Raw genomic sequence first — 1374 nt, forward strand, 5'->3', positions numbered from 1 at the left:
GGGAATCAGGAGAGCATTTCGGCTCGTTTGCAAATCCCAAATGCGAAATATCAGACCGAAATTGATATCTCGGGCGATGTGCCAGTGTTAACCGCGACCAACTTAGTGTTAGGCAAAGGCGGTTTTAAAATTAGTCCTGTCGTTGGGCACGATGCTTCGATTCGTCTAGATGAGTTAAACCTAGATAAGTGGGCGACGTTACTTGATACGCCAGAGTGTAAAGCGCAACCGGTGCTGGCAAACATGAAGACGCCTACGATTCCTTTACCAACGCGTATTGAAGTCGAAACGCCGAACTTGTTGCTGGGCAGCATTGAGTTTCACGATGTGGCATTGAACGCCAGTAAAAAGAACCTAAGTTGGCAGTTGGACGTGAGTAGCCAAGAGGTGAAAGGCAAAGCAACGTACCTCAAACCGTACGATTTATCGGTGTCTCTAGACCATCTGCATTTGTACTTGCCAGACTTTGAGGAAATGACCAAAGAGCGCAGTTCGATTTTCGCTAGTGAAGATCAGAATGCGCCACTTATTACCAACTTTGACCGCAAGTTTCACGCAGAGATGCCAAACTTAACGTTGAACATCGACGATTTTTGGTTGCAAGGTTACAAGGTTGGCAAAGTGAATGTCGACTTACAGCGTCAAGATGATCGTTTGGAGTGGAAAAACATTACCTTCAGTAGCGGCAAAAACCGCATCGATATGAATGGTTGGTGGGAACTGACCAAAGATCGTAGCCATTCCAATCTGACGTTAAAAATGAAAGGCGATAACAACACGGATCTGATGGAGCGTTTTGGTATCACGTCTGGGATCCAGCAAGCGCCATTTGAGATCAACGCCAATATGAATTGGGATGGTGCGCCTTGGTCGATGAAGACACCAACCTTGCAGGGGAATGTCTCGACGGAGTTTGGCAAAGGGGTCGTGAGTGAAGTCAGCGGCGCGGCCCGTTTGCTTGGCCTATTTAGCTTGGACTCCATCATTCGTAAGATGCAGCTCGATTTTACCGACGTATTCGACAAAGGCATGGCGTTCAACTCCATCACGGGTACAGGCAAAATCCAAGATGGTGTGTTTATCACTAATGATATTGTGATGGATGCGCTAGCTGGTGAAATGCAAATTCGTGGTATTGCAAACATGACCAGCAGAATGGTGGATGCGGAAGTGAAGTTTACGCCGGATATTACGTCAGGGTTACCAATGCTGACGGCGTTTGCGGTAGCCCCTCAAACTGCTCTGTACGTGCTGGCGATTTCTACGGTAATTTCTCCAGTTGTAGAGGTGTTCACCCAAGTGAATTACGAGGTCAAAGGCCCGTTAGATTCACCAACCGTAAAAGAGATTTCACGTAGTAAAGGCGAATACAAG

At 47.1% G+C, this 1374-nt stretch carries 1 protein-coding gene; it reads left to right on the forward strand.

The genetic code is table 11. The features are described 5' to 3' along the window. Positions 1-1374 (forward strand): AsmA-like C-terminal region-containing protein (locus tag R7O12_RS24955; RefSeq protein ID WP_318126738.1); only part of this gene is annotated, 1374 nt, incomplete at both ends.

It is taken from the genome of Vibrio sp. Vb1574, from assembly GCF_033338675.1.